The organism is Paenibacillus xylanilyticus, from assembly GCF_013359935.1.
Taxonomy (GTDB): Bacteria; Bacillota; Bacilli; order Paenibacillales; family Paenibacillaceae; genus Paenibacillus; species Paenibacillus xylanilyticus.
In genome coordinates, this window is record NZ_JABMCB010000192.1 from 231,697 (window position 1) to 257,325 (window position 25,629).

The window sequence follows — 25,629 nt, forward strand, 5'->3', positions numbered from 1 at the left end:
AGACAGGAGAGGATCGAACATGGTTAAAGTTGGTATCGTAGGTTACGGAAATCTGGGTAAAGGCGTGGAGAAAGCCATTGTGCAAAACCCGGATATGGAGCTTGTTGCTGTATTTACACGGCGTAATCCGGAGCAGATGGTTGCAGAAGGTACAGAAGCTCGTTTTGAGCACATCTCTGCTGCCGAGCAATACATAGGCAAGATTGATGTCATGATTCTGTGCGGTGGTTCGGCAACGGATCTTCCGGAGCAGACACCTGCCATTGCCAAATTGTTCAATACGGTGGACAGCTTCGATACACATGCGAAAATTCCTGAATTCTACGCGGAAGTGAATGCTGCAGCAGAGCAAGGCGGTCATGTAAGTGTGATCTCCACAGGCTGGGACCCAGGCTTGTTCTCCATGAACCGGCTGCTCGCCCAATCCATCCTGCCAGAGGGTAAAGAGTACACATTCTGGGGTAAAGGGGTCAGCCAAGGCCACTCCGACGCGATCCGCCGCGTTCCGGGCGTGAAAGCAGGTGTTCAGTACACCGTACCTGTAGAAGAAGTCATCAACCGAATTCGTGCAGGAGAGACACCGGAATTGTCCACACGCGAGAAGCATTTGCGTCAATGTTTTGTGGTGGCTGAAGAAGGTGCCAATCAGGATGAAATTCGTGAAACGATTGTATCCATGCCGAACTATTTTGCAGATTACGATACAACAGTAACATTCATTACCGAAGAGCAGCTCAAGTCGGAACATGAAGGTATGCCGCACGGTGGATTTGTTATTCGCAGCGGTGTTACGGGTACAGGGCAAAAGCAAATCGTGGAGTTTGGTCTGAAGCTCGACAGTAACCCTGAATTTACAGCAAGCGTACTGGTAGCATATGCGCGAGCTGCACAGCGTTTGAGCCTGGAAGGACATAAGGGTGCCAAGACGGTATTTGATATCCCACTCGGTCACCTGTCCCCGAAATCCGCTGAGGAACTTCGCCGCGATCTTCTGTAATATCTGAACGATAATCATTCTTTCATCGTAATAAAAAATAAGCAGCCCGTCCTTCGTTAACGAGGGACGGGCTGCTTGCTGTGCATTGCATGAATGCAGCTTGATTTTTTCTTACGACCAGTGCTCAGGGACATTAAGATGAGCGGGCAGTTTCGTACGCGCATTGCCCTTGGCTGCATTAAGCTGGGATTGCGTCAGAAAAATACTTCCGGTCAGATCTGCTCCGCCCAGATCCGCATCACGCAAGTCGGCACCGATCATATCGGCAAATCTTAAGTCGGCATTGCGCAGGTCACAAGCAATCATTAACGCGCCTCGAAAGCTGGCTCCCCGAAGGTCGGCTCCTCTCAGATTCGCTCCCAGGAAGTCTCTTCCTTTCAGTTTCTTGGTCTTGGACTTTCCTTGTTCATGATTCTTGGATGGCGCATGCGCACGAACCATTTCACTGGCCTGTAAGAGCAGTTCGTTCACGACCGCCCGATGAGCGGGAATATCCAGACACAAGATGGCGGAAGGCTCCAGATCAGTAAGGCGCTCCGTCTCCTGATATAAGCCACGGAGAGCCTCGTGAAGAGAAGTGGCCTCCGGACGCATGAGCATTTCGTTCATATAACTGAGCAGCTCATGAAGTTGTCTCATGACAGGCAGACAATCGAACATTTCGGATGCAGTTTCCGGATGATCCCGCCAATCTCTGCCTGCATAGGTCACTTGGGACAATTTCTGCCCTGCACCAAAGCAATCATAAACGGTGCAGCCTTTGAAGCCCTTTTGCCGGAGCTGTGTATGAATGCCGCAGCGATTGTCTGGACGCAGGTTGGGACAGGGGGTGCCACTGGATTTGTCAAAAGCGAAGTCGGATGATTTGCCATAGGGCAAGGCAACACAGCACAGGCCAAAACATTGCTCACAGTCTGTGTATAGATGTGGGCTCATCGTGCTGCTCAAGGGGTGGTTAGACAATGTGTACACTTCCTTTAATAAATGAAAAAACTGGCTATAGAATGTTAGTATCACTTTACCATTACACAAGAATTTGATCAATTCCTATAAAGAGTCATAAGGAGGGCTAAATAGGCAGCATAAATAGGAACTGGCATTGATAAGATAGATAGAGATAAAAAAATATATGCAAACTTTATGTAAGTTACTTGACTAAATAAATTAAATCACTTATCATCAATACTAAGCTAATCAACTAAACGGATGCAGGATGGTGTGAATATGGGATTTATGGATAAGTTATTTGGAAAAACTAGCAACAACACACAAGAGGAGGAAACAATCATGTCGAAATTGAACATTGGGATTATTCTTGGGAGCACACGTGAAGGGCGGTTAAGTCCGCAGGTCGGAGAATGGGTGAAACAGATTGCAGATGCGCGTGGAGATGCCAACTACGAAATCGTGGATATCGCTGATTACAAGCTGCCGTTATTGGGCGAAGCCGATGCAGCAGAACAGGCTGCTGCCTGGAACACGAAGCTGGCAAGCCTGGACGGGTTCGTGTTTATCGTGCAGGAATATAATCACAGCATCTCGGCATCGCTGAAGAATGCATTGGACTATGCCCGGGAGGCATGGAACGATAAAGCTGCAGGGATTGTCAGCTATGGCTCGGTAGGCGGTGCACGTGCTGCAGAACATCTGCGCGGCATTCTCGGAGAACTGTCGGTTGCGGACGTGCGTGTCCATCCGGCATTGTCGTTGTTTACGGATTTTGATAACGGAACGTTCAAACCGGCTGATCTGCATTTGACCAATCTGAACGGCATGTTGGATCAAGTGTTGTCCTGGAGCGGAGCGCTCAAAACTGTTCGTTCATAAGCCATATTGTCTTTAGATAGCCGCCGCCATTTAGGCGGCTTTTTTGCATTAGTAAGAACAAGATCACATTGTATCCACATGTCCTGTTGAACTTTAATACGTCTCTCTTCAGTTAAAAGAAAAATGAACAAAGGACAGCTCTCCTCATGGAGAACTGCCCTTCATCAATAAAGTTAAGATTCATTATGATGTACACATTCTTCGAGTAGAATGGCCCAATTTCTTGAACTTAGACTACGCCTTGAGCGAGCATGGCATCGGCAACTTTCAGGAAACCTGCAATGTTGGCTCCCGCCACGAGATTGCCTGTACAGCCGTATTGATCCGCTGCCTCTACACAGCTTGTGTAGATGTTCCGCATGATCTCATGCAGCTTCGTGTCCACTTCTTCAAATGACCAGGACAGCCGCATGCTGTTCTGGGACATTTCAAGGGCGGATACCGCTACTCCACCTGCGTTGGCCGCTTTTGCCGGACCGAACAGAACGCCTTCTTTTAAGAAAAGCTCAATTGCAGCCAGTGTGGAAGGCATGTTGGCTCCTTCACCGATGGCTTTGACTCCGTTTTGCACGAGCAGCGCTGCAGACTGTTCATCAATCTCATTTTGCGTTGCACAAGGCAACGCGATATCACATGGGATGGACCAAATGCCGGCACAGCCCTCCGTATACACCGCATGCGGGTGTTCTTTGACATACTCGCTGATCCGCAGACGATCCACTTCTTTTAATCGTTTTACGGTTTCCAGGTTGATTCCTTCCGCGTCATATATGTATCCTCCCGAGTCACTGCAAGCGACGACCTTGGCTCCAAGCTCCTGAGCTTTTTGAATGGCGTAGATCGATACATTGCCTGAACCGGAGACAACAACCGTGCTGTCCTGGAAGCTCAAGCCTTTGGATTTCAGCATCTCGTTCACGAAGTACACACAGCCGAATCCGGTGGCTTCCTTGCGTGCCAGACTTCCGCCGTACAGCAGGCCTTTACCGGTCAATACAGCTGCATCATGTCCGCTGCTAATGCGTTTATACTGTCCGAACATGTAACCGATTTCCCTCGCGCCTACACCAATATCGCCTGCAGGTACATCGGTATCTGAACCGATGTATTTATACAGCTCAGTCATGAAGCTCTGCGTGAAACGCATCACTTCGAGATCGGATTTCCCTTTGGGATCGAAGTCGGAACCGCCTTTACCGCCGCCGATCGGCAGTCCGGTCAACGCATTTTTAAAAATTTGCTCGAAGCCCAGGAACTTCACGATCCCCGAATAAACAGAAGGATGGAAGCGAAGTCCGCCCTTGTAAGGGCCGATGGCACTGTTGAATTGTACGCGGAATCCACGGTTCACCTGAACCTTGCCTTGGTCATCCACCCAAGGTACACGGAACGTAATGACACGTTCTGGCTCAACCAGCTGTTCGAGCAAGCTGTTGTTCATATATTTTGGATGAGCTTCAATGACAGGAATGAGTGAGTCCAGAATCTCTTTTACAGCCTGATGGAATTCATGTTCTTGCGGATTTCTGGCGATAACCGATTCATAAACGGAATGAACATATTCTGCAGCAGTGACTTGAGTTGATTCTTGAGTTATAGTGGACACTTTTTCGATGCACTCCTTTATTGTGTTAAAGTCTGTCGATGGGTATTTGCATAAATTGCATAAAAGTTTGTAGTTAAATATACAGGAAAGAAAATAAAAATACGAGATGAAAACCCATAAAATGTTTTTTATGACGTTATTAAAATGTTCTATAGACCTACCATACAGTGTAAAGATTTATTTTAATAATTGGATAATATAACTAATATGGAATTTAAAACGGGAAGTTAGATGAATACACTGGATTAAAAAATTAGTTTTGGTAAGATGGTATGAAGGCCCCGTTTTTCGGGGTTTTTATCTAATGAAGGAGGAAAATAGGATGATGAACAGAAACATGCGAATCAACGTGGAGAACAAAGCATGTATAGGAGGTGAGATCTATTATGAACCATAGGTCATCCCTTCACAATTGCAGAGAAATGTTGGTGAAACAGCTGATTACATTGGGTGAAGAGAAAAGGACATTTCTCGACGCCTATTTCGACGTGCGTGAACCCGAACGAATGCAGATGGACAAATTATTGTCCGTATACACCGAGTATCTTCAAAAGCTGCTACTTGGACCCGATGAACTTCTCCATTCGGTCGTCCTGATCGGGAGCGAGATTCGCTTCGATTATATTGATTTTCATACGTCCGATACATTTATGATTGTCATGCCTGACGACGCAGATCCGGATACCGGGCGAATCTCCTTTCTCTCACCTGTAGGACGCCAATTATTGCTCGCCAGCAAGGGGGAAGTGAGGTCGGTTACGATACCGGCGGGTTCCATGAGGGTACGCATAACGGAAATTGAATGGAAAAGTACGTCCTTAAACGGGATGTCTTCAGGCGGTGTGGATCATGCACTTTAAAGAGACGGATTTACCGGGAATTGGACGCAAGTATTGGCTGCATACCCGCAGCGGCGAGCATTTGGTCATTGTGATTCATAATGATGAACGGCGTGACCTGTTTCATATGGAATCCGGAGATGTACCCGATGAACTGGGAGATATGGTGTCTCTTGTGACCCTTGATGATGAAGAGGCTCGGGCGGTAGCTGCCATCGTGGGTGGCATGACATACAAACCCAAGTTCCAGGATGAACGGGAAGTCATGCTTGAAGGCCTGCTTATCGAATGGCTGCGAATAGAACCTCATTCCAAGAGCATTGGAAAGACAATTGGGGATTTGGATATCCGTCGAGCGACAGGGGCTGTCATTCTGGCGGTGGTGGAGAAGAACAGGGAAAAGCAGTTTAATCCTGGCCCGAATTATGCTTTTGCCGTAGGGTCTACCATTGTTGTTGCAGGTGAGCGTGACCAGATTAGACAATTAAAACGGTTGTTGTCCGATGGACGGCTCTAGCCTATGGATATGCTCATATTCGAAGTGGGAATTGCTGTTGCGCTAATTACACTTACGGGACTAATATCTGCACGATTACGATTCTCGGTCATTCCCTTCTATATTCTGATCGGAATGGCTGTTGGACCGCATGCACCACAGATCGGCATTGTGGATTTGCGTTTTATCGAAAGCTCGGCATTTATTGAATTTATGGGCAGGCTCGGCATTTTATTTCTTCTATTCTATCTGGGACTTGAATTTTCGGTCTCCCGGTTGCTGAAGTCCGGCAAAGCCATTCTGACCGGAGGCATATTCTATGTTGGACTCAATTTTGCATCCGGTCTGCTGCTTGGCTGGTTTATGGAACTGCCGTTAAAAGAGACGCTGGTGGTGTGCGGCATCATGACCAGTTCTTCTACAGCAATTGTGGCCAAAGTACTCGTTGACCTGAAGCGCACGGCGAATCCCGAAACAGAGATTATTATGGGCATGATCATGTTTGACGACCTGTTCATTGCCATTCATATTTCGATCCTGACGGGGCTCGTTCTTAGCGGGGCGACTTCATTCCTCAGCGTACTGCTGGTATCCTTGTCTGCCATGCTGTTTATTGTGCTGTTTCTGATCATAGGACGGAAAAGCATCAAGTATATTGACAAGGCATTGAACATCAAATCATCCGAACTGTTTCTGCTTACGGTGATGACGCTGCTCTTTTTGGTAGCTGGTTTTTCGGAAACGCTGCATGTTGCCGAGGCCATCGGTGCATTAATGATGGGACTGGTACTGGGGGAATCGAGACACGCGAGCCGAATTGAGCATCAGGTGATGCCGTTCAAGGATTTTTTTGGTGCCATTTTCTTTTTCAGCTTTGGGCTGACCATTGAGCCCTCTACCCTTGGGGGTGCAGTGGGTATGACGATCATAGCGGTCATCCTAACCATCGCCAGCAATTATGGCGCGGGCATGATTGCTGGCAGAATGTCCGGAATGACGCCCAAGGCTTCACTCAAGGTGGGATTTACTTTGGTTTCGCGAGGGGAGTTCTCCATCATAATGGCGAACATTGGCAAGGCAGGGGGACTGATGGTTTCCATCCAGTCATTTGCCGTGCTCTACGTGTTGATTCTGGCGGTGCTGGGTCCCATTCTGACGAAGGAAGCGCCGTGGATATATGGGCAATATGAGCGTCTGAGGAATCGATTACGAAGGAAAGAGACGGGTTAGATCAGAATTTAATAGCAGCGTCACACCACGTAGAGAAATTCATCTCTCAGGTGTGGCGCTTTTTTGTTTCTTTTGCTCTAGGAAAGATGAATTTGAATATTCTCTATATGCACGGCCACACCGCCGATCTGAACCTGGGTGATCTCGTTGGAATTGCCGAGCGATATTCTGCCCTGTATTTTAGAAGGTCGGTTCATCGTGTACCCTTGTTTGATCGTAAACGTCTGATCATGTGGAGCTGGAAGCTGTTCATACTTATGCAGGTAACACAGCAATGCCCCATTGGATGTACCCGTTGCGCTCTCTTCCGGGATGTCGTACAGAGGGGCAAAGTTCCGACATTCTGCCAAAGCTGCATTGTCCTGCGCTCCAATCGCAAACACGTGGTAGCCTACCACTTGATGAGCTTTACTGATGTCGGCAATAGCCCGAAGGTCAGGGTTAATGACTGCCAAAACATCAGGATGCCTAACCGGAATTAATATATCGCGCAGCCCGGTAGACACGATCTGAACAGGCAGTTCAGGGTGTAGATCCTGCAACAGAATCTGCAGGGAGTCTGCGATGTCCTGCCGGTTAACCAGCTCTCCGAACTGGGGAAGCGTCTGGGACAGATAGACCTCACCGCTTTTCTCAACGGTTACTTCAAGAATTCCTGCCAGTGTATCAAGCGTATATATACCCACGTCGACCATCTGCTCCGCCTTCATCAGATAGAATAGCGCCACCGTCGCATGTCCACATAAGTCAACTTCATGGTTTGGGGTAAAGAAACGTACTTTGTAATCGGCAAAATCCGAGGGCATAACGAATGCTGTTTCGGAAAATCCGACTTGTCTGGCAATCTCCTGCATCTGCACTGCGGACAAATGCTCTGCTTGTAGAACGACCCCAGCGGGGTTACCTCCCTCTGCTATATCAGAAAATGCATGTAAGGTAATGACCTCAATTTCCATTTTGTTTTCCCTCGCTTGTCAGTTAGTTCATGAAGAATGAGAATGTTCCTAATTATACCATGCTTAATAGCCAAATTGATGGAACGACGAAGACGGTAAGCAATTGTTGATCCGAGGTCAAGTGAACGTCTGCACAGGGTAATAGAGAAGAAGAGCACAACGATAAACCAATGGAAAGGCTGGGATTTTGAATGAAAGCTATTGTTATTGAACAGTTTGGTGGAGCGGAACAATTGAAGGAAAAGGAAGTGCCCAAGCCGGCATGTGGAACGAATCAGGTGATCATCCACATTCATGCTACATCGGTGAACCCGGTTGACTTCAAAGTCAGACAAGGGCATATGGAAAAGGCAGCTAACTCCTTTCCCTTGATATTGGGCGGAGATGCTGCGGGTATTGTGGCAGAGGTCGGTTCCAATGTCACGCAGTTCAGGGAGGGAGACCGCGTATTTGCCCGTCCCCGCAGCTTCGGAACATATGCGGAATATGTGGCAGTAGATGCTGACATTGTATCCCGCATTCCGGACAATCTGAGCTATGAGGAGGCAGCAGCCATACCACTTGCGGGCATGACAGCCTGGCAGGCACTTATTGATCATGCGCATCTTGCCAAGGGGCAAAAGGTATTGATTCACGCTGGAGCCGGTGGGGTGGGGACTTACGCGGTGCAGATTGCCAAATACATTGGTGCTGAAGTGGCAGCCACGGCGAGCGAGTCGAATGAAGAACTGCTTCGCTCCCTGGGCGTGGATCATTTTATCAATTATAAAAAGGAAGACTTCAAGGAAGTGCTCTCCGGGTATGATGTGGTGCTGGACACAATGGGCGGCGATATTCAGCGCAGCAGCTTCAAGGTATTGAAGCCTGGCGGGCATCTGGTATCCCTGGTGGAACAGCCGGATGAGAATCTCGCGAAGGAAGCAGGGGTAACCGCCAACGTATTCATGATGGAACCGAAAGGGGAGCAGTTGGACCAACTTGCGAAGCTCGCCTCAGAGGGGAAACTCAAACCTGTAATTGATGAGACTTATGATTTAAGCGAACAAGGACTCCGGGAAGCGCATGAAAAGAGCGAAACGCATCATACACGCGGGAAGCTCGTCATCCGTGCACAATAAGGTGTTAACACGCAAATAACAGTTATATTATAGTAAAATTCGGAGTCTGAAATGATGGCCATCTTCCGTTCGGGAAGGTGGCTGTTTCATTGTTGGTGGCGAGGACAGTACTGCATTCCCATATGTAGGGGATTAAGATATAATAGTAGAAATTTATTCCATTCTGCGTATGAGGTGATCCAGTTGTCCAATGAACTCATTCAAGCCATTCAACTGTTAAAAGAGAAAAAATGGGTTGACCTGACCCATACCTTTGGGCCGGAGTCTCCGCACTTCTCTGCTTTTGATGCAGCCCAGTTTGATACGTTGTTTAATCATGATCAAGGTTTCTTTGCTCAGAGCTTCAAATTCCCCGGTCAATATGGCACGCATCTGGATGCGCCGATTCACTTTGTCCGTGACACGCGTTACTTGGATGAACTGGGGCTGAAGGAACTTGTGCTGCCGCTTGTGGTCATTGACCAGTCTGCTGCTGTGGCGAGCAATCCGGATTTTACGCTGGATGTCGAACATATTCTGGCATTTGAGAAGGAACATGGGGTTATTGAAGAAGGCAGCTTCGTGGCACTTCGTACAGATTGGAGCAAACGCTGGCCCAGTCATGAAAAATTCGACAACAAGGATGCGGAAGGCAACAGCCATGCACCCGGATGGTCGGTTAGTGCACTGATGTTTTTGTTTGAGGAGCGCAAAATCAAGGCCATTGGCCATGAAACCTTCGATACCGATTCGGCGGTTGACTATCAAAAAAATGGCGCACTTCTGGCAGAATATTATGTTCTTGCTCAGGATACATATCAGGTAGAACTGTTGACCAATCTGGACCAGGTGCCAGCAAAAGGGGCTATTATTTTCAATATTGTACCCAAGGTTGAAAAGGCTTCCGGATTTCCGGTAAGGTCCTTTGCCATCTTGCCCTGAATCGGTAGATTCCAGGTGAGTTAAGTCAAGCTCTATGAAAGTAAATGACTATTAAACATCAGACACTATTGTTCAAGAGTAGTTTTCTCGTATGTAAACGCAAGGGAGGCATGTTCTGCCTCCTTTTTTATATCTTACTTTTGATCCGGGTGGGGATCCTGATTGAATCTTTGTGAGATTTTCTTCTCTGCTTTCTTGCGCCGAATCCAGCGCTTAAGTATGTTCTGTTGCTTTCTTTCTTCTAGTGTTTCTTTCATGCCTTGAATCATGAATTCGGATCTTCGTCTGTCATCCCGACTAATCTCGCGTAATTCCTTGATAAATTTGTCGTCCATATCTGCCTCTCGCTCATTCAGGATAACTCCATTATACCGAACGTACGTTCCATTATCAAGTTTTACCAGGATCCATTTTACCCGGGGCGGATTTTGTGAAAAAGAGCACAGGCTCAGTCTCCTTCATATGTGAAAATGGAATAGAAAAATTCAGTGATATCGGTACACTTGTCTGGAGGGTGAGGTATGGAAGCAGGTGAAGAGCGAATCAGGCGTGAACTGGGTCTGGGCAGGTTATCATGGGTACTCATTATATTGCAAGGATTTTTAGGCATTGGTGCGATCGTTGGAGGGGGAGCCCTTATTATCGATCCATCAGGAAGTCTCCTCAATATGCCAAATTCGTTGTTGGAGCATTCCCCGTTTGGCAATTTTTTGCTCCCGGGAATCATACTATTGTTAGTTCTTGGTGTAATGCCGATCGTGATTGCTATTTCGCTTATTGTTCCCTTTCATTGGGGAATTGGGGGAAAACTTAACCTCTATCCGGATCGATATTGGGCATGGACGTTCTCTTTGTATACGGGGTTCGCACTTCATATCTGGATTATGGTTCAGGTGTACTGGATACAGAATGTGACAGTCATTCATCTGATCTATTTTGCATGGGGCGTCGTAATTCAGGTCGTTACTCTGCTGCCTGGAGTGCAGCGAAGATATTCCAAGTAGACCATCCAACACTATTATATAATCTTCATCATATGAAACGAACGGCTGCTGACAGGACTATGGAGTGATCCTGTCAGCAGCCGTTTTGGGTTTCATTTTACTTGGATGCGTTGTAATTGCTTAAGAACTCTTTTACTTTCGCCGGATCAGACTTCAATTCATTGCCGGTCTGAACGAGCGGACTTACCGTTGAGTAGGCTTTGAGTTTGTTGTTCTTATAGAACTGCAAAATTTCATCCTGATTGATGGAGTACAGCACCGCTTTTCTCAGGTCACTGCTCTTCGCCACATCCCTATTCTTGGTGTTAAATAGCAGATAGGAAACGGCGTTGCTCGGAATACTTTGCAGCTTCAGCTTGTTGTCACTTTCAATGATGTCATATTTCGTTTCAGGTACCCCGTAATACAAATGAATTTCACTGCTGCGAAGGGCAGACAGGGCACTGTCGGCATCCGCGATAAAGCGCACGTTTACCTGTGAAATTTTCGGTGCATATTCGGAGCCTTTGCGGTATCCGGGATTTTGATAGAATACGCCCTCGTAGTCATTTTTGTAAGCCAGAATGTACGGACCGCTTGCATACAGTGTGTTGTTGTACGAAGCACCTTCTGTTACCGTGTTTTGGTCACCGTATGGAATATCCTTGTTTACATCAAAAGATGCCACGTCATAGGTGTTGATGCTCTCCACCTGCTTTTTGGACACAATCCCCGCAGACTGGTGAGCCAGATAGTTCAGAACCTGAGGGAAAGGTTCCGTTGTGGACAGTTTTACGACCTGATATTTCCCTGCACTGTTGTCCGCTTTGGTTTTATCGGAGACCAGTTCGGTAATTTTGGAATCGAGTCCTTGCTCCAGTGCATCTTTGATGGTTCCGTTACCGCCGGATGTCTGGATGGATTCCAGAGCACTCAGGTCGGTTACCAGCTCGGCCTCTTTGATATGCTCGTGCAGGCTGTATGTCCGGTGATCCGGTACGGAGTCTTTATTTTTGGCACGATCCAGAGAGAAGATGACATCATCAGCACCAACGCGCTCACCGGTATCTACTGCTTTTTTGTTTTCGATTTTCGCGAAATTGATGTCGTCTCTAAGAATGAAATAATAATCCGAATTTCCTTCGGCAATGCCGAAATTATGGGAAAGTGATCCTTCGGCTGTCAGCTGATCATCATCAGTGAGGTTCACCAGACGAACATACATGTTGGTGTTCAACTGGTTGATCGAACCGTCGTTTCCTTTGATCGGGTCAAGGGAAGTCAGTACAGACGCGCTTTGAGTCAAAATCAGCGGATCTTTTGTATTTTTGGACTTGTCCTTGAATTCAATCGGTTCCCAAGCCATGGCGCGGGATTTGGACAGGCGTACCGTATCCGGGTTCAGAATGTCCTGATTTACCGCCTGACTCTTCAGGGAAATGTACAATGGAGCAATGTAGGCTTGATCCGTTACCAGGCGATCCTCCAATTGTTTGTACGTATCCTTGTATTCTTCGGGCGTTTGGGTAGCTGCCTGGTCAATGAGTTTGTCGATTTCCTCATCCGCCAGAATGCTGTAGTCACCACCCGTTTTGAAAAGGGAACGAACGGCATAGTCCGGGTTACCGGTGACTGTTGTCCAGCTGGAGAGAGCAATATCATAGTTGCCCGCATCCTGCTGGGATTTGTAGCTGCCGTAATCCGGCTGCAAATTCAGCTTCACATTGAATCCGTTTTTGGTGAGCTGATCGCGGATAATGTTAACGTCATTTTCGGAAGAGCTCTGGGCGAGCAATTCAATGTCAACTGGAGCTTGATTCTGAGCGTTCTCTGCTGGTGAAGTCGGGGCCGTATCCGATTGGGATTCGGACTTGGTCTTCACGCTGCAACCGGAGATCACGATGACGAGAATGAGCAGCAATGAGATCAATGAACGTTTTTTCATGGTATTACCTCCTGATAAGTTTAAGTCGAATGAATGAGTGGAATCTGTACAAATTAAGCCTTTTCCAGTTTCGGATCGAGTGCGTCGCGCAGACCGTCACCGAGAAAGTTGAATGACAGAACAAGCAGGATAATTGCCAGACCTGGATAAATGGCCAGATAAGAGTGCGTTTCCAGATACGTGCTGCCCAGTTTGAGAATGTTGCCCCATTCCGGGATATGTGGTTCAACACCGAGTCCCAGGTAGCTCAGGCTGCTGGTGGCAATGACCGCCCCACCGATGGTAAGCGTGGATTTGATGATCATTGGAGCAAGCGAATTGGGAATGATGTGTTTGAAGATGATGGAACGGTTGTTATAACCCAGTGCGCGCGCAGCCTCCACGAATTCAAAAGTAGAGACATACAGGACGCTGGCTCTCATGGTCCGTGCATAGGTCGGAATGGAGCCCAGACTTAGTGCCAGAATCAGATTGACCGTATTGGCACCAAACGCAGCAATAATCGCAATGGCCAGCAAAATGCCTGGAATGGCATAGAGGACATCGAGCAGCCGCATGATGATATTATCCGTGTGTCTTCCATAGAATCCGGAGAAGGCCCCAAGAACCCCACCGATGATCACGGGAATAATGGTCGACAGGCAGCCTACGATCAGCGAGATGCGGGCACCAAATACGATTCTGGAGAACAGGCATCGCCCGAAATCATCCGTTCCCAAGGGATAAGCCAGAGATGGCGGCTGAAGCAGGGCGGAATAGTTGTTTTCAACCGCCATGCTGTAATCAAAGGTGAAGAAGCTGCAGATCGAGATGGAAAACAGGAAGATGATAAAAAACATACCGGACATCGCTGTTACGTTGGGAGCCAATCGGTCCCACAGGTCGTTCCAGAAGTTTGATTTTTGCTTCCCTTGTCTCCGGTAGCGTCCGATGATGGAAATGCCGAGCAGCAGTGCAAATACGTTTCCTGTGACCGAAGTCAGGATCAGTAGGATGCTGACACCCATCATCCAGCGCGGAATGATCGAAGCTGCAGTATATTGTGCAACAATGATCAATACGACCAGGTCAATGACCAGAATCAATAGCAGTGCTGCCATGGCTGGAAAAAAAGTATCGGAAACGTAAGGTTTAAACATATTGAGTGCCGAAACGCCAATAACGAACAGCTGCGTCAGCAGCATATACACCGCAAAGGTATACTCCACCTGTTTTGCTTTCTTGATCAGGTGGAACGCTGCTGTGACGATAAATATGTTCCCCGAGCAGATGGCCAGCAATTGAATCCAGGCCACTCTGCGGGTTGATGCTGAAACATGTCCGTGCCTGATCAAGTCTTTACGGATGAGCAGCATCAGGACGCTCTGAATAATGGTGAAAAATAGGTAGATGAACAGTGCAGTCAGCAGAAAGGGTCTGAACTCCTGACGGCCCAGATCATAGCTGTTGAACAGCAGCAATACCGTCAATAAGAGAGAGGTGACCCAAGCGAAACTGGCTTGGCTGTATTCTGATGAAGACTTAAGCCGGAAACGCGCTTCTTGTGTTAAGGAACCCGATTTTGTCATAATGCACCTGCTTTAATATTGTTTCATCTTGGAACGTACTCTCGGATCGATAAAGGCATACAACAGATCAACAATGACGTTAATGATGGAAATGGTAATCGCTGTATACACTACTCCGCCCATGATACTCGGAATATCAGGAATAAACTGCTTATCTACAATGTAACTGCCGAGTCCACTAATATTGAACACTTTCTCCGTTACGGCCGCTCCGCCGAGCATACCCCCGAATTGCAGTCCAACTACCGTTACGATGGGAATCAAGGCATTGCGTACCGCGTGTTTCAGCAGAACTTTTCGTTCGCTCAATCCTTTGGCGCGAGCCGTCATCACGTAATCCTCATGAATGACCTCCAATGTGGAAGAACGGGTCATCCGTGCCACGGCTGCTGTTAATCCCGTTCCCAGAACAATGGTTGGCATGATGATGGACAGCCAGTTCTGAGGATTAAATGTCGCGGGAAGCCACTGCATTTTGATCGAAAAGTTCAGGATGAAAATCAGTCCCTGCCAGAAGTTCGGAATCGACAATCCGATCAGGGCGATGAACATGAACGTGTAATCAAACAGCGAATTGGGCTTGATCGCCGAGATGATCCCGATCGGAAGTGCGATGACAAGGGCGAGCAGCAGGGAGATGACAGCCAGCGTTAATGTAATCGGAAACTTTCTGGCAATGGTCGCTGTCACATCTTCATTTCCCGAAAAAGACTTACCCAGGTCAAACAGTGCAATTCCCTTAATATTGTTCCATAGCTGAACGAGATAGGGCTGATCCAGGCCGTATACATGATTAAAGGCTGCAATCTGCTCCTGTGTTGCCGTCTCTCCGAGAATGTTCGCTGCCGGGTTGAACGGGGACAGGTATAAGATGGTGAATACCAGTGTAGCTACGCCGAGAATGACGAAAACTGTCATCAGTATTCTTTCGAATATGTACTTTAAATATGGATTGCCATAGACCAGCAGAATGATATACATCAGACAGCCCGGAATAATAGACAGGGTGAAAAACCAGGGTTTGTCTAATAGTGAATGGAACGTATCGGCCATGGTCAGGCGCTGTTCTCCTTGTTCCTGCAGCCTTCGTGACGTCCGTTCATTCAATTCTTTCCGGTAGGTCTCTTCCAGCCATTCCTCTGCCTGACGCTTGAATTCAATTTCACTGACCTGCTGCTGAAAGAAGCGATGTTTACGCCTCAGCTGTTCTTCTACTATTGCTCGAAGCTTATCCCGGTAAGAAGAGGCAAGCATCTCCTGTTCTACCGCTCGCTCAGCGGATTGCCAGCCATCCTTTTGCCGTCTGGATTGCCACACGAGAAGCACAACCAGGTTGATCGGCAGACCCAGAATAAACAGAACATATCGATAGGAGGGATGAAGCAGCATTTTGCCATAAATAAAACTTACATACTGTACAAACCGTGACGTTTTGCTGCCTACTGCAAGATTCAAACCAAGCAAACCTCCTTTCATTCAGGTTTAAATTGCATTATTCCGATGGATATAGTATATATTATTTAGGGTCTAGTTAATTGTCAAGGTATGGAATTGTATACATATACAGATGCGCCGTAAATATGGATGAAAGCAGGTGTTTACATGCAGCCTTTGCTAAAAGTAAGTGATTTGTCCGTTTCTTTTCATTCCGGAGAGAGTGAATTTCAGGCGGTGCGGGACGTTAGTTTTGAAGTTCGAAAAGGGGAGACGCTGGGTATTGTTGGAGAGTCAGGGAGCGGCAAAAGCGTAACTGCCCGTTCCATAATGAGGCTGCTTGCTTCCCCTCCATCTCAAATGAAGAAGGGCGAAATCCTGTTTCGTGGGGTCAATCTGGCGAATAAAACGCAAAAAGAGATGGAAAGCATTCGCGGCCGTGACATCGGCATGATCTTTCAGGATCCCATGAGCTCTCTTAATCCGACCATTAAAGTTGGAAAACAAATCTCGGAAAGCCTGATCAAGCATCAAAAGCTGTCCCGCAGGGAAGCGAAGAAGCAGGCCATTGCCATGCTCGAACTGGTCGGCATATCGCAGAGCGAGGCACGTTATAATCAGTATCCGCACGAGTTCTCGGGAGGCATGCGTCAAAGGGTCATGATTGCCATTGCGCTCGCTTGTCGTCCTGAGCTTCTTATTGCGGATGAACCAACGACTGCTCTGGACGTGACCATTCAGGCCCAGATTCTGAATCTGATGAAAGATATGCAGGAACAGCTGGGGACTTCCATCATCCTGATTACACATGACCTGGGGGTCGTTGCCGGGATGTGTGACCGTGTTGTTGTCATGAAAGAAGGACAGATTGTGGAATACGGGACAACAGCCGAGATCTTTGCGAATCCGAAACACGAATATACATCCAGACTATTGAACGCCTTGCCGCGATTGGATGAGAAGAAGAAACCCAAGCCGGTTTCATTGGTCCCTAGGGATCTGCAGGACGATCAGCCCCTGCTTGAGGTGAAATCCTTGCGGCAGCATTTTAATCTCGGTAAAGGCAATACACTGAAGGCAGTGAATGATATCAGTTTTTATATCCGTCAAGGCGAGACACTGGGAGTCGTAGGAGAGTCTGGAAGCGGAAAATCCACGACAGGGCGTGCCATTTTGAGACTGCATGAGCCTACAGGTGGGGATGTTTTATTCAAAGGTGTACCGCTGAATCGTCTGTCTGCCTCGGAAATGAAAACGATGAGACGGCATATGCAGATCATCTTCCAGGACCCCTATGCTTCGTTGAATCCGAAATTGAGAATTATGGACATTATCGGTGAAGCTCTTGATATTCACCAGCTGACCAAGAGTGCAGCGGAAAGAGAGAAGCGTGTGGAAGAACTGCTGGAGATGGTGGGTCTAGATCCATCACATGCCTTACGATACCCTCATGAGTTCTCCGGTGGTCAGAGACAAAGGATCGGCATTGCCCGGGCACTGGCTGTGGAACCTGAGTTCATTGTGTGCGATGAGCCGCTGTCTGCACTCGATGTGTCCATTCAGGCACAGATTGTACAGCTGCTTGAGGAATTGCAGCAGCGCCTTGGTCTGACCTATCTGTTTATTGCACACGACTTGTCCATGGTCAAACATATCAGTGATCGTGTCGCTGTGATGTACAACGGCAAAATTGTGGAGCTCGCTGAAAGTGAAGAGCTGTATTCCAATCCTCAGCATGCCTATACGAAGTCGCTTCTCTCGGCAATTCCGGTTCCTGATCCGGCTGTGGAAGCGAAGAAAAAACGGATTGTTTCAGAAGAAAGCGGCAGGGAGCAGCTTGCGGATCGTTACAATCTGGAGCAGTCCAAGTGGGTCGAGGTTACGGAAGGGCACTGGGTGGCTGTTTCGGGTTAGAGTCGAATAACAGTACTGAATCATACTGGTATAAAAAAGAACCCCGGCAATGATCTCTGCAAGATCAACTGCTCGGGGTTCAATCATGTGAAGTGCTCATTTACTTAAACGAACTGCTTATTTAAATTGTACGGATTTCTTGATGTTGTCGATTTCGGCTTTGCTTGCATCATCCAAATAAGTGAAGATGAAGTTGAATGCATAACCGTCAATAATGGTGCTGTAGTAATCTTGCGTGATGGTTGTTCCGTCACCAGCATCCATCGTGATTTGCATAACATCCATCTCTTTTCCGCCGATGGTTTCGGTTGTGATTTCTTTATAATCATAAGGGAACTGGCTGTCGACCATGAATTTCTTGGTTGCTTCCAGATAGTCTTTACCTGTACGAATACCTTGCAGCAGGCTGACTTTTTCAGCAATGGCCATAGCGGAAGGACCAACTTCCTGACCACCCAGCGGCAATTCGGAAGCCATCAACAGGTTCAATGTTTTGGCTTGGGACAGTTCAAGCTGTTTTTTCTTCGTATCGTCGTCGCCGGCAATGGCATCAGAAGAAGCACTTGTCAGCTCGTTCATTCCTTCTGCATCCTGGAACTCCCATTCTTCAGGGAATTTCAAGGATACGCCGAAGTAGTCATTCGTGTAGGAACCTTTTTCGGTTGTACCCAGTTCAACATTTTGGGAATTATCTTCTTCATCCGCTGCTGGTTCTGTAGACGCTTCCGTGTTTTCTTTATCCTCAGTCTTCGTTGCATCCGTGTCCGCAGCGGCAGCCGTTTCTGTCTTGGTGGTGTCTTCCGTTTGTGCGTTGTTATCTGCCTTGTCACCGCAAGCGGCTGCAACCAGCATAACCATGATTAACATTGCAAATAGTGATGTTCTTTTTGTGATAGACATAAAACCCTCCTGAAATAAATGTGTGTGTGTTCTCTCTCTGTAATGTTGCGTACAATAAAATTGTAGCACAAGCGTTCTTCTTTACCACCTATAGGAAACTATAGGGGTTCCTCTATAAATAAGACAATCGGCTCGCAATTGAAACAGCTTCTGTACTTGATTGCACACCTAATTTGTTGAAGATCACTTTTTTGTGATGATTTACAGTACATTCTTTGATTTTTAGCTTCAAAGCAATGGCCTTGACGGTTAACCCTTTTGAGATCATCTCAAGGATGGTTAACTGGCGCTCGGTGAACTCCACGGATGGTTTCTGAGAAGGAGCTGCGCACATCAGGCTCTGGTAGCTGTTCTGCATATGGGCAGGAATAAGCTTGGCGATGGCAATCAATTCGCTCTGCATGTCTGCGTTAATAGTGGACACATCCAGATAGCCTGAATGGTGAAGTCCAACAGACAAGGGCGTGGCGTAACAGTGCCATTGTTGAAAAAGCGGGCTCTCATGCTGCTCTGGCGGCAGCAATACCGGTTCATTCTTTTCCATCGTTGCCGATATGGCATTGACTCCGCAGCTCTGCGCAGTGAAAACCATGCCTGGACGGATCGGTGACAGCTTCACTTCATCCTCCAGATCAAGGCTGTAATCCATGGCAAGCAGCACGCCATCCGCGTCCGTGAGCAGAAACAGATAGGTGCTGGATAGATTCTCCCGGATGTCCGAGAGACTCCGCTGGAAGGCGCTGATTAGAAAATGATTGATTTTGCGCAATCTTTCCAGGCTGGTTCTGGAGATGTATTTAATATGTGCGATGCTGGGTTTAGGTGTCCTGATGTCGGACCAATGTTCCAGCAAGGCAGATGTACTGACAGACATGGTTTACCTCCTTACGATTAACCTATCGTTTCTACGACTTGACCTTCCTGGTCAGTAATTTCGGTTCGGACAATCCGGAAAAGCATGCCGCGAAGTGATGGAATCTCGAACGTCATTTCCGAAGGTTTCAGATTTGCTGCAAGTTCGTTGACCGCCTCCGCATTCACTGTTACGGTAACTTGATTTTCTTCCTCATGAAAAGAGGGGGTTTCCCCGGCCTCGAAGGTGACGTTTACACCTGAACCGATGAGTGATAACGGAGCACCTTTTGCAATACGGCTGCGCAGTATTTTTCCGATCAGAACAGCCTGCTTGGCTCCAAACTGAAGTTCGGCTGGAACGTTTTTTTGCAGCATTCTTTTGCGAGAGGGCGTCCAAGCCAGTTGTTGTATGAATAAAAAGGCCGTGCTGGACCCTTCAAGCTCAATTCCACGCTGTACCGCCTGTGCCACCGAAGGAATATCCACATAGGAATTACGCATGAGATCCGTAACATATTTGGGCATAAATGCTTCGCATGCACGAAGGAATCCACGTGTGTTCCACGTCTGCATCATTTCCATTTCCCGACCGGTAATACCAACCATTTGAATGAAATCCACTGTGCCATTAGGAGTGGACAGCTGTTCCAGGTCCGGATCTTCCATGAAGGAAAGGGCAGTTAGCAGCGTATCTGAGCCCAGACAGATCGGTCCATTGGCATCCAAGTAGTCACCTGCGCGAAATACGTTTCCACTATTAAAGACATAACGCCCCATATTCTGTAACAAGTTAAGGGCCCATGCGGGCGGTTCGGTTTCATCTTCTGTTCGGGTCAGACGAAATGTCAGTTCGAATCCATATCCGCTGTGCGCCGGATCATTGGTTTCTTTGTCATACAGCTCGGAAAAACCGTACGTAACAAAGTGCCAGTGAGGCGTTGGGTGTTCCACTTTATAGGCACTGATTCCATCCAGAGGGTCAGGTCCTCCGAGTGCATAAGGGATGGCCGTGCCATAATGTTTAGGTTCCTGTTCCCCGTAAAGTTCACTAAATGCTGTATCAATTGCATCCCAGCCGGCTGTGCTTGCTTCATCAGTCATAATGGGTTCCTCCTTCACTATCCAATCTCCCAAAAAACATTTAAAATTAAGTTTACCTTTCTCAGGTATCGTTTCAAGCGGCTTTAGGCTGAATTATGTCAGATAGGACTTCGGGGTATTAAACCGCATTTCAGGGAGGTAATTTACATGAGTATGAAAGATATCTTTCTTGCCGAATTCAAGCAGGAGAGTTGGGACTCATCTGTTGTGAGCTTTGCAGATCGCTTGCTGCAGAATGATCCGAAACTGGTGGAAAGTGCGAGGCAGCAGGGAATTCCGGCAGACATAAGCCACGTGCTTCTATGCGAAATGGGGGAGTGTGCACTGGACTGGATGAGCAAAGATGTGCCAGCTTTAGGCGACCAAAGTCCTGCAAGCTTTCTGGGTCTCGCAGGTGGTGGAAATGCATTAAGGGCAGCCATTATGCGTATGCCGCGTTGAAGTTCTTCTATATATAATAAGCCTGTTGCATACTAAAGTTGATTTTGAAAAACAGATATGTTACGCTTACATCACTGAGGAAAACAACAGAATAATCAATACATCGTTTGATGGATTGTTACTGCGAAGACAGGCAAAACCTAAACTGATGGTGAAATGAAAGCTCCTTTTTTGGGCGCTATTTTACCTTGAGTTTAGGTTTTTCTTGTTTTCTGGCCTGTTTTGGGTCAATGGATCAGGAACAACCTCAACGAGATTTACTGATTATCGTGTGGGTTTGCTCGAAACAGGACATTCTATCTTTCTGACTTGTCATTACCAAATAAATTGTTGAAAAGAGGTTGTTGTTCATGACCACAGCAAAAAAAGGATTCCCCGAAAACTTCCTGTGGGGTGGCGCTACAGCGGCCAACCAATTGGAAGGTGCATTCGATAAGGACGGCAAAGGACTCTCCACAGCAGATATGATTGCGCATGTTCCAAAAGAGAAGCGTACAGGCGGGCATGCCATGGAAATTTCCTCATCCCGAATCGAAGAAATTCTGTCAGGCAAAATCGAAGAGCGTTTCCCTAAACGTTTCGGTATTGATTTCTACCATCGTTTCAAGGAAGATATCGCCTTGTTTGCCGAAATGGGCTTCAAAGTATTCCGTTTGTCCATTCACTGGGCTCGTATTTTCCCGAACGGTTACGATCAGGAGCCGAACGAAGCAGGTCTGAAATTCTATGACGAAGTCTTCGACGAACTGTTGAAATACGGCATTGAGCCGCTGGTTACCTTGTCTCACTACGAGACTCCGCTCGGTCTGACACAGAAATACAATGGCTGGGCTGGCCGTGAAGTCATTCAACACTATGTGAGATATGCAGAGACGGTATTCAACCGTTATAAAAACAAAGTGAAATACTGGCTGACTTTCAATGAAATCAACGTAATGCTATTCAGCCCGTACACTGGCGGCGGCATTCTGATCGATAAAGTGGACAACCAACTGCAAACGACCTATCAAGCATTGCATCACCAATTTGTAGCAAGTGCCATGGTAACGAAGCTTGCGCATGAGATTATTCCTGGTTCCCAAGTGGGCTGTATGCTCGCCCGCATGGAGACGTATCCGGCGACTTGTAACCCGGTAGATGTTCGTCTGGCTCAACACGAGAATCAGATTAACCTCTTCTTCACAGACATGCATGCTCGTGGTAAATACCCGAACTACATGGGCCGTTATTTCGAAGAGAATAACGTTGTAATTCACAAGGAGCCAGGTGATGACGAAATCCTGCTCAACAACACCGTGGATTTCATCTCCTTCAGTTACTACATGTCTGTGACCAAATCAGCTTCTGCTGACCTGGAAGAAACAACAGGGAACCTGACTGGCGGCGTGAAAAACCCTTATCTCGAAGCCTCCGACTGGGGTTGGGAGATCGACCCAATCGGATTGCGCATAACGCTGAACAACTTCTGGGATCGTTATCAAAAACCACTTTTCATCGTTGAAAATGGACTTGGAGCCTATGACAAGGTAGAGGAAGATGGTTCGATCCATGACTCCTACCGTGTGGATTACCTGAAAAAACACATTGAGCAAATGAAGGAAGCCATAAAGGATGGTGTGGATCTGATCGGATTCACGGCTTGGGGTCCAATTGACCTCGTGAGCATGTCCACTTCCGAAATGTCCAAACGTTATGGCTTCATCTATGTGGATCTAGATGACGAAGGTAACGGAACGCTTGAACGTTCGAAGAAAGATTCATTTGACTGGTACAAAAACGTAATTGCAAGCAATGGTGAGCAGCTGTAATTCGGGCCTGATTCGGATAGCACGATCGCTTTTGACAAAGAATGAAAAGATGACGATAAGAGAGGAATGATTGAGATGACAACACCATTTCCGAAGGACTTTCTGTGGGGCGGCGCTGTAGCTGCCAACCAGCTTGAAGGAGCTTATAATACAGATGGTAAGGGCTTGTCTGTTCAAGATGTAATGCCGCACGGGATTACAACGCCGAGAACGGAAGGACCGACTGAAGATAATCTGAAACTGATTGGTATCGATTTCTACAACCGTTACAAAGAGGACGTTAAACTGTTTGCCGAAATGGGCTTTAAAGTGTTCCGTACTTCTATTGCCTGGTCACGGATCTTCCCTAAAGGGGACGAGCTTGAGCCGAACGAGAAAGGTCTGCAATTCTATGATGATCTGTTCGATGAGTGCCACAAATACGGGATTGAACCACTTGTAACGATCTCTCACTATGAGACACCGCTGCATCTGTCCAAAACGTATGACGGCTGGGTTAACCGTAAAATGATCGAGTTCTACGAGCGTTATGTAACGGTCCTGTTTAATCGCTTCAAAGGTAAAGTGAAATACTGGTTGACCTTTAATGAAATCAACTCCATTTTGGAGGAGCCATTCATGAGCGGCGGGATCTACACGCCGAAAGACCAGTTGTCCAAGCAGGATCTGTATCAGGCAATTCACCATGAGTTGGTAGCAAGTGCACTCGCTGTCAAACTGGGTCATGAAATTATGCCGGAAGCCAAAATCGGCTGTATGGTACTGAGCATGCCTACGTATCCGCTGACTCCTAATCCGGATGATGTGGTTGCAGCGATGCATGCAGAACAGCGCAATGATATTTTTGCCGATATTCACGCACGTGGTTATTATCCAAAATACATTAATCGTTAGTTCAAAGCGAACAATATCAATATCAAGTTTGAAGACGGCGATGCAGAAATTCTGAAGCATACGGTAGACTTTATCTCGTTCAGTTACTATGTAAGTCTCTGTGAGACAGCTGATCCGGAGAAACGCGTTGAAGGCAAAGGGAACCTGTTTGCAGGGGTACAAAACCCTTACCTGAAAGCGAGCGAATGGGGCTGGCAGATTGACCCGCAAGGTCTTCGTGTAACGCTGAATAAATACTGGGATCGATATCAAAAACCGTTGTTTATCGTCGAGAACGGACTGGGTGCTGTGGATGAATTGATCACAGATGAGAACGGCAACAAAACGGTGAACGACGATTACCGTATTCAATATCTGAATGATCACCTGGTGCAGGTTGGTGAAGCGCTTGAAGATGGTGTCGAAGTTATGGGATACACTTCATGGGGCTGTATCGATCTGGTCAGCGCATCAACTGCAGAGATGAAGAAACGCTACGGGTTTATCTACGTGGATCGCAACAACGACGGAACTGGTTCTCTGGAACGATATAAGAAAAAATCATTCCATTGGTACAAAGAAGTCATTAGTACAAATGGTGCGAGTTTGAAGGGTGTTAACGAATAATAGTGGTTCAAAAGGCATGGTTGACAAGCATATTCTCGTGTCGTAATTAGTCACATTAACCGCTTTCACAAAAACATTGTCATATGGATGATTATATGGTAAGATGGGCCTAAGGCTAATGAATAACTGGATTGTTACTGTTCAATCAGGCAAAACCAGAAGCAGGGCATATTTCGTGACCTGCTTTGGTTTTGCCTTTTACTACTTTGACGGTGCAAGGTGATGTGAAGAAATGAAAATTGAGAAGGTGCTGAACAACAACGTAGTTACCGTGATTGATCCGGGTGGGAACGAACTGGTCGTCATGGGACGAGGAATTGCCTTCAAAAAGCATGCTGGTGAATCGATAGACGAAAGTCTCATCGAAAAAATATTCTCATTGGAAAGTAAGGAAGTATCGCAGAAACTGAAAACGCTTCTGTCCGATATTCCAGTTGAATATGTTGAATGCTCGGATGAAATTATCCGTTATGCGGAGACGGTGTTAGGTGAGAAGTTGCATGAGAGCATCTATATTTCCCTAACGGATCATATTCATTTTGCCATTGATCGACATCGTCAAGGATTGCAAATCCGTAACGCATTGTTTTGGGAAATCAAGCGCATGTACCGTAAGGAATATGCTATTGGGCTCAAAGCACTTCAGATTATTGAAGAAACTCTGGGAGTACTGCTGCCCGAAGACGAATGCGCATTCATTGCGATGCACCTGGTTAACGCTCAGATGAACGGTGAGATGCGAGAAACCATCAGCATTACGAATATTGTTAAGGATATACTCAACATTGTAAGGCGTAGTTTTGTTATTGAGCTGGATGAGGATTCGCTGAGCTATTATCGATTCTTAACCCATCTGAAGTTCTTTGCTCAACGTGTGCTGCAAGGTACAGCCATTGAAGACAAGGAAGAAGATAATCCGCTTCATGACCTGGTGAGTAAGCAATACCCTGAAGCGTATGCTTGTGCAGTCAAAATTAATGATTACACTCGGAAGATTTATAATCGGGTTTTATCCAAGGAAGAAATACTGTATCTAACGATTCACATTGAACGTGTTGTCAGAAATGAACAACCAATTGAATAAATTTGGGATTGTTACTGCTAAAAAAGGCAAAACCTAAACGTTGAATAATGATAAGCTGAAACTGCTTTGTCATTATTCAGTGTTTAGGTTTTTTTTAACTTTCATT

22 protein-coding genes and 1 pseudogene are annotated in these 25,629 nt (G+C 46.9%); 13 read left to right on the forward strand and 10 right to left on the reverse strand.

Translation table 11 applies throughout. The features are described from left to right. The first annotated feature begins 19 nt into the window (after positions 1–19). Positions 20–997 (forward strand): diaminopimelate dehydrogenase, encoded by a 978-nt coding sequence (locus HP552_RS20960; RefSeq protein ID WP_175397333.1) that lies wholly within the window; start codon positions 20–22, stop codon positions 995–997. A 111-nt stretch (positions 998–1,108) separates the two neighbouring features. Here the strand turns inward: HP552_RS20960 and HP552_RS20965 are convergent, their stop codons facing one another. Further along, positions 1,109–1,933 (reverse strand): pentapeptide repeat-containing protein, encoded by an 825-nt coding sequence (locus tag HP552_RS20965; RefSeq protein WP_175397605.1) that lies wholly within the window; start codon positions 1,931–1,933, stop codon positions 1,109–1,111. A 351-nt stretch (positions 1,934–2,284) separates the two neighbouring features. Here HP552_RS20965 and HP552_RS20970 point away from each other — a divergent pair, with 351 nt between their 5' ends. After that, the gene (locus tag HP552_RS20970; RefSeq protein ID WP_175397334.1) at positions 2,285–2,824 is read left to right on the forward strand and encodes an NADPH-dependent FMN reductase; all 540 of its coding nucleotides are present in this window, start codon (positions 2,285–2,287) and stop codon (positions 2,822–2,824) included. A gap of 229 nt (positions 2,825–3,053) precedes the next feature. Here HP552_RS20970 and gdhA read toward each other — a convergent pair whose 3' ends face one another. Continuing rightward, a complete protein-coding gene (gene gdhA / locus HP552_RS20975; RefSeq protein ID WP_175397335.1) occupies positions 3,054–4,430 on the reverse strand; it encodes an NADP-specific glutamate dehydrogenase in 1,377 nt (458 codons plus the stop codon). 386 nt (positions 4,431–4,816) lie between these two features. On the opposite strand from gdhA, the gene HP552_RS20980 reads away from it, so the two are divergent. From HP552_RS20980 to HP552_RS20990, 3 genes are read left to right on the forward strand one after another with little or no spacing between them, the layout of a single operon-like run. Continuing rightward, the gene (locus HP552_RS20980) at positions 4,817–5,290 is read left to right on the forward strand and encodes a GreA/GreB family elongation factor (RefSeq protein ID WP_175397336.1); all 474 of its coding nucleotides are present in this window, start codon (positions 4,817–4,819) and stop codon (positions 5,288–5,290) included. Further along, on the forward strand, positions 5,280–5,786 hold the full coding sequence (locus HP552_RS20985; RefSeq protein ID WP_175397337.1) for a cation:proton antiporter regulatory subunit: 507 nt from the start codon (positions 5,280–5,282) through the stop codon (positions 5,784–5,786). The genes HP552_RS20980 and HP552_RS20985 overlap by 11 nt, the downstream gene beginning before the upstream one ends. A 3-nt stretch (positions 5,787–5,789) precedes the next feature. Then, the gene (locus HP552_RS20990; protein ID WP_175397338.1) at positions 5,790–6,995 is read left to right on the forward strand and encodes a cation:proton antiporter; all 1,206 of its coding nucleotides are present in this window, start codon (positions 5,790–5,792) and stop codon (positions 6,993–6,995) included. A gap of 77 nt (positions 6,996–7,072) precedes the next feature. On the opposite strand, the gene HP552_RS20995 is transcribed toward HP552_RS20990, so the two are convergent. After that, complete coding sequence (locus tag HP552_RS20995) at positions 7,073–7,951, reverse strand: PhzF family protein (RefSeq protein WP_175397339.1); 879 nt, start codon at positions 7,949–7,951, stop codon at positions 7,073–7,075. A gap of 191 nt (positions 7,952–8,142) precedes the next feature. Here HP552_RS20995 and HP552_RS21000 point away from each other — a divergent pair, with 191 nt between their 5' ends. Next, positions 8,143–9,069, forward strand: a complete 927-nt coding sequence (locus HP552_RS21000; RefSeq protein ID WP_175397340.1) for an NADP-dependent oxidoreductase — start codon at positions 8,143–8,145, stop codon at positions 9,067–9,069. A 183-nt stretch (positions 9,070–9,252) separates the two neighbouring features. After that, positions 9,253–9,990 carry a cyclase family protein gene (locus HP552_RS21005; RefSeq protein WP_175397341.1) on the forward strand — a complete coding sequence of 246 codons (738 nt, stop codon included), beginning with the start codon at positions 9,253–9,255 and terminating at the stop codon, positions 9,988–9,990. A 134-nt stretch (positions 9,991–10,124) separates the two neighbouring features. On the opposite strand, the gene HP552_RS21010 is transcribed toward HP552_RS21005, so the two are convergent. Then, positions 10,125–10,325: a hypothetical protein gene (locus tag HP552_RS21010; RefSeq protein WP_175397342.1), complete on the reverse strand. Its 201-nt coding sequence runs from the start codon at positions 10,323–10,325 to the stop codon at positions 10,125–10,127. Between the two features lie 186 nt (positions 10,326–10,511). On the opposite strand from HP552_RS21010, the gene HP552_RS21015 reads away from it, so the two are divergent. Continuing rightward, a complete protein-coding gene (locus tag HP552_RS21015; protein ID WP_175397343.1) occupies positions 10,512–10,994 on the forward strand; it encodes a hypothetical protein in 483 nt (160 codons plus the stop codon). 97 nt (positions 10,995–11,091) lie between these two features. Here the strand turns inward: HP552_RS21015 and HP552_RS21020 are convergent, their stop codons facing one another. Genes HP552_RS21020 through HP552_RS21030 form a run of 3 tightly spaced genes read right to left on the reverse strand, consistent with a single transcriptional unit; the run spans position 11,092 to position 15,941 of the window. Next, positions 11,092–12,918 (reverse strand): ABC transporter substrate-binding protein, encoded by a 1,827-nt coding sequence (locus HP552_RS21020; RefSeq protein ID WP_175397344.1) that lies wholly within the window; start codon positions 12,916–12,918, stop codon positions 11,092–11,094. 53 nt (positions 12,919–12,971) lie between these two features. Further along, on the reverse strand, positions 12,972–14,486 hold the full coding sequence (locus tag HP552_RS21025) for an ABC transporter permease (RefSeq protein WP_175397345.1): 1,515 nt from the start codon (positions 14,484–14,486) through the stop codon (positions 12,972–12,974). 12 nt (positions 14,487–14,498) lie between these two features. Next, positions 14,499–15,941: an ABC transporter permease subunit gene (locus HP552_RS21030; RefSeq protein WP_376768971.1), complete on the reverse strand. Its 1,443-nt coding sequence runs from the start codon at positions 15,939–15,941 to the stop codon at positions 14,499–14,501. Between the two features lie 147 nt (positions 15,942–16,088). Here HP552_RS21030 and HP552_RS21035 point away from each other — a divergent pair, with 147 nt between their 5' ends. Further along, on the forward strand, positions 16,089–17,834 hold the full coding sequence (locus tag HP552_RS21035) for an ABC transporter ATP-binding protein (protein WP_175397347.1): 1,746 nt from the start codon (positions 16,089–16,091) through the stop codon (positions 17,832–17,834). 117 nt (positions 17,835–17,951) lie between these two features. Here the strand turns inward: HP552_RS21035 and HP552_RS21040 are convergent, their stop codons facing one another. From HP552_RS21040 to HP552_RS21050, 3 genes are all read right to left on the reverse strand, one after another. Continuing rightward, positions 17,952–18,734, reverse strand: a complete 783-nt coding sequence (locus tag HP552_RS21040) for a hypothetical protein (protein WP_175397348.1) — start codon at positions 18,732–18,734, stop codon at positions 17,952–17,954. 112 nt (positions 18,735–18,846) lie between these two features. Beyond that, the gene (locus HP552_RS21045) at positions 18,847–19,608 is read right to left on the reverse strand and encodes a LuxR C-terminal-related transcriptional regulator (RefSeq protein WP_175397349.1); all 762 of its coding nucleotides are present in this window, start codon (positions 19,606–19,608) and stop codon (positions 18,847–18,849) included. Positions 19,609–19,625: 17 nt separating this feature from the next. Beyond that, positions 19,626–20,690, reverse strand: a complete 1,065-nt coding sequence (locus HP552_RS21050) for a suppressor of fused domain protein (protein ID WP_175397350.1) — start codon at positions 20,688–20,690, stop codon at positions 19,626–19,628. A gap of 147 nt (positions 20,691–20,837) precedes the next feature. Between HP552_RS21050 and HP552_RS21055 the strand changes: the two genes are divergently transcribed. From HP552_RS21055 to licT, 4 genes and pseudogenes are all read left to right on the forward strand, one after another. Continuing rightward, positions 20,838–21,131, forward strand: a complete 294-nt coding sequence (locus tag HP552_RS21055) for a hypothetical protein (protein ID WP_175397351.1) — start codon at positions 20,838–20,840, stop codon at positions 21,129–21,131. 350 nt (positions 21,132–21,481) lie between these two features. Continuing rightward, positions 21,482–22,939: a glycoside hydrolase family 1 protein gene (locus tag HP552_RS21060; protein ID WP_175397352.1), complete on the forward strand. Its 1,458-nt coding sequence runs from the start codon at positions 21,482–21,484 to the stop codon at positions 22,937–22,939. Positions 22,940–23,014: 75 nt separating this feature from the next. Then, positions 23,015–24,439, forward strand: a pseudogene (locus HP552_RS21065) (glycoside hydrolase family 1 protein). A 232-nt stretch (positions 24,440–24,671) separates the two neighbouring features. Continuing rightward, complete coding sequence (gene licT, locus HP552_RS21070) at positions 24,672–25,523, forward strand: BglG family transcription antiterminator LicT (RefSeq protein WP_175397353.1); 852 nt, start codon at positions 24,672–24,674, stop codon at positions 25,521–25,523. Positions 25,524–25,629: the final 106 nt, after the last annotated feature.